This is a genomic window from Deltaproteobacteria bacterium, assembly GCA_019308995.1.
In the GTDB taxonomy this organism is placed as follows: Bacteria; Desulfobacterota; Desulfarculia; order Adiutricales; family JAFDHD01; genus JAFDHD01.
Genome location: JAFDHD010000193.1, coordinates 1 through 3361 on the forward strand (window position 1 = coordinate 1; position 3361 = coordinate 3361).

The 3361-nt window shown below is 45.8% G+C and carries 3 protein-coding genes; all 3 read right to left on the reverse strand.

Annotation, left to right across the window (positions count from 1 at the left end):
* Positions 1–427: 427 nt before the first annotated feature.
* On the reverse strand, positions 428–781 hold the full coding sequence (locus JRI95_16705; GenBank protein MBW2063185.1) for a hypothetical protein: 354 nt from the start codon (positions 779–781) through the stop codon (positions 428–430).
* Between the two features lie 2 nt (positions 782–783).
* Positions 784–1671: a flavodoxin family protein gene (locus JRI95_16710; protein MBW2063186.1), complete on the reverse strand. Its 888-nt coding sequence runs from the start codon at positions 1669–1671 to the stop codon at positions 784–786.
* A 279-nt stretch (positions 1672–1950) separates the two neighbouring features.
* Positions 1951–3361, reverse strand: a 1411-nt coding sequence (locus JRI95_16715; protein MBW2063187.1) for a radical SAM protein, incomplete at its 5' end; no start/stop codon positions are given.

Here is a 3361-nt window from a genome sequence, read left to right on the forward strand (position 1 = left end):
CCCCAAAACGATTCTGACTTCCCCTCCCGGCTGAGGCAAATAAAGAGTTATTTTTCGCGCAATTGCCTGACCATCGGATATGAGAGCAACGCTTCACGAATTCGGAAGAAGGAAAAAGCGATCTGGCAGCGGCGGTATTGGGAACATACGATCCGGGATGAAGAAGATTTCATCCAGCATATAAATTATATCCACTACAATCCGGTTAAACATCATTTAGTTGAATCGCCCCAGGATTGGAAATTCTCAAGTTTCCATGGTTACGTAAAAATGGGGATTTATGATCAAAATTGGGGTGCAGGCCAAGAGTTGATCTTTGAAAATGAGGTCGGACATGAATAAAGATGTTGGGTTTCGCTTCGCTCTACCCAACCTACATACTACTACATACTACTTATGGCGGGTGGTGTGACTTTCGTTTAGATACTTAGAACCAACCGTCTTCCTCATCGAATAACTCCGCTATCATCCTCCTGACTCTTTCATCGCTGTCCAAGGTGGCGTAGGTGGTGCGAGGGGCACGGTACTTCTTTACCAGCGCCCGAATCACTCCCCGGAATGCTTCTTCATCGTCAGTTGATATGGCGACTATGTGCTGGGTGATCTCCTCAATAGCCTTACCCCTTGTCTCCCCTAGTAGCGCGCCTCGCATTTCTTCAAGGGAAATGCTCACTCCATACTGCTTGGCTATATTATCTAAGTCGTCTTTTTTAATGGGCTCCTTGGGACCCTCAATGGGGCCTAAAGGAAACCATCTTAATTTGGCCATGATTTCTGCCATTTTTATTGCCCCCTGTCGCTAGATTTTGCAGGCTCGCGATCAATATGCAAATACTGCCGATACTTCTGTCGTCCTTCCTTGAGCAGAGGTTTTAACTTCCGAAAGTAGTCTTTTGAAGGCAATATTTCGTAGGCTGCGTGGCCGGATGCACCTGAGCGGATCCAATTAATCTGCTCCTCTGGGAAATGTACTTCAATCTTGCCATCCTCTATGCTGAGATGGCCTGTCATGCCGCAAGTACCGCATTCTACAGTCTCATTATCCTTATGGATGCGGATGATGCGATCATGGCAAATGGGGCACACCCCAGGCTCGCCTCGATAGGTGGTATCTCCAGTTTTAATTGCTATTGCCAGTGCTTTCCCCATGCCGCGGACTCTCTCAAGCCCCTCCGGATGAGCTATGGCTTCGCTCATACCCTGAGTATGAACGAGCGCCCTGTCAATGACTAACATCCCCAGCTGACCAAGCAGGATATTTGGCTGCAAAAAGGCGTACTGTGTCCACCCCCGGGTGGCATAAGGCATAATGATTACGGCCGGCTTTCCTCGGGCCCGGGAAGGCTGACTAGTTAGAACAAACAAACGGTCAATGAACTGCTTCACTATTGCAGTCGCCTCCTTGATATAGCAAGGGGACCCGAAAACAAGGCCGTCACACTCGTATATCTTTTCCAGCAGGTAATTATGGTCATCCTTATCCTTAAGTTTGCACCCCACGCCGCTGAATAAGCATGTGGCTAATCCTTCACATGAAAGTACTTGATGGTCCGTCCATCTTATTATTTCGACTTCAGCCCCTTCCTCCTCAGCGCTCATTAATGCTTCCTTGACCAATATCTCTGTATTGCCCAGCCGTCTATGGCTTGTCACGACGCCCAAAACCTTCATTGTTTCTGACCTCCTTTCTTCTTAATCCCCTGATGTTGAGTTGTTTAGTAATAGTGATAGGTAAAAAAAATTCCTTTTTTGAGAAGTTGTAGAAGAAAATAAGAGTCGTGCGTCCATGATCTCAAGAATTTAAGGCTTTTGCCATATCTAAAAAATTAGAGATAATTAATACTTACAAATAGTAATCAAAAATGCAATATTTTTTAAACTAGTGGTTAAAATGAAAAGCCTTGTGCTAGTAATGTAATTTAATTTTCGGTAATTACAGATTCTTTTCCATCAGAAATCCTTTTCTGAAAAGCTCATTTCCGGGACCTCTGGCAGATCGTCAATCCTGATTCGTGATCCGGTCCTTTCCGTTTTTCCTAGATTGTTCATGGAGTCACGTGGCTGCAAGCGCGATTTAAGGCTGAATTTGTTATCCAGGGCGGCCTTGGGCTCGTTTTCCAGGAGATAGATAAAACGTTTAAGGTCTTGAGCGATATCATGTTTTTCTTGGATACAGTTTTCCGCCTTTCTCTTTTTGTTTAAATGACCCTTTTCAAGAGCCTGCACAAAGCAATGCCAGCATAGCCGATAGGCCCAGCATCTTTGACACATGTCATCACAAAAATTAATGTAGGTTTCTAAAATCCTGTGCACCTTTTCAATTTCAATTCCGGTCTGGTAATTGCCAATGTCATAGCCAGGCGAACAGAAATGGTTGCAGGTGTAAAAGAGGCCATCCGAACTCACAAACAACTGACTTATGCCCGGGATGCAAGCTCTATTGGGGCGAGCCATGCCGCTGGCCCGGGCGATCTCTCTTTGAGGAAGCAACCTGAAAACACGGCGAAAGACACTGGAGGCGAGGGAAAAATTAAAGACAGTGTTTCCCCCGAGGCCATCGAGGTACATCTCCATCAGCCTGTTCAAATTCTTCTGATATTCCCTTGACTTTGACTGCGGCAGCGAGCGGGCGTCTGTGTCGAGGTCTCGTATGTGACTGATTCGCACCGATAAGTCTCTAAAGAATGAGTTGCTGAAATACCTGCAGACTTCTAATAAATCGTTATTTTCATCATAGGTGGCAAGCAGACATACCCTACTGTGAAAGTAATGATAATTTTTGTCCCTGATCCTCCTTAACGTATCCACCACCTTTCCATGTGTTCCTCTGCCATTTCGATAAACGCGCGCCGCGTCATGCACCTTGGGCGGCCCGTCGAGGCTAATAAAAAGCACAATGTCATTTTCGATTAAGAAGTCAATTGTTTCATCGTTACACAGTGTGGCGTTGGTTCCGACGGATACAGTAAGCCTTTCCAGGGTACTATGCTTATGGATATACTTAACGCACCGTTTAATAAGGTCCCATTTGAGAAGAGGCTCCCCGCCGTAAAATGAAATAGAGGTTCTATCTTCTCTGCTGGCTCTGGCGAGAAAAAAGTCAATGCTCTTTCGGGCGACATCCCATGTCATAAATCGGTTGCTGTGTGTGCGCCGCCCGGTGTATTTACCCGAATACACGCAATAAGCGCATCGCTGATTGCACTGCTCGGTCACGTTTAACAGCAGGAACCGTAAATTTTCCGAGAGAACCGCTTGCAGAAAGTCTCTATCCAGGTACATTGAAAAGTCTTTTTTAAAAAAGGGCTGGAACATGCCGCGTTCGTTTGTCGCCCGGCGAATAAAGTCAATTGCTGATCGA

Bases quoted from the DNA above. Each gene is read 5' to 3' on its own strand.
- JRI95_16705 (MBW2063185.1), bottom strand. From the start codon at position 781: ATGGCAGAAATCATGGCCAAATTAAGATGGTTTCCTTTAGGCCCCATT.
- JRI95_16710 (MBW2063186.1), bottom strand. From the start codon at position 1,671: ATGAAGGTTTTGGGCGTCGTGACAAGCCATAGACGGCTGGGCAATACA.